At 58.4% G+C, this 238-nt stretch carries 1 protein-coding gene; it reads left to right on the top strand.

All coding sequences use genetic code 11. From position 1 onward, the window contains the following. The coding region (locus AAEZ05_RS30090; protein WP_350650316.1) for a DNA gyrase subunit A at positions 1–238 on the top strand (238 nt) is incomplete at both ends.

The raw sequence follows: 238 nt of genomic DNA, 5'->3' as shown, positions 1-238 counted from the left end.
AGGCACGCTTGATCGAGAAGATCGCCGAGCTGGTTAAAGAGAAGAAGCTGGAAGGCATCACCGAGCTGCGCGACGAGTCCGACAAAGACGGTATGCGCGTAGTAATCGAGCTGCGCCGTGGCGAAGTGCCTGAGGTGATCCTCAACAACCTCTACGCCCAGACCCAGCTGCAAAGCGTGTTTGGTATCAACGTGGTTGCCCTGATCGACGGCCGCCCGCGCATCCTGAACCTCAAGGA

It is taken from the genome of Pseudomonas sp. HY13-MNA-CIBAN-0226 (genome assembly GCF_040310305.1).
Lineage (GTDB): Bacteria > Pseudomonadota > Gammaproteobacteria > Pseudomonadales > Pseudomonadaceae > Aquipseudomonas > Aquipseudomonas gregormendelii.
Note: the sequence above shows the minus strand (reverse complement) of the source record. Positions and strands in the feature narration are given on the sequence as shown.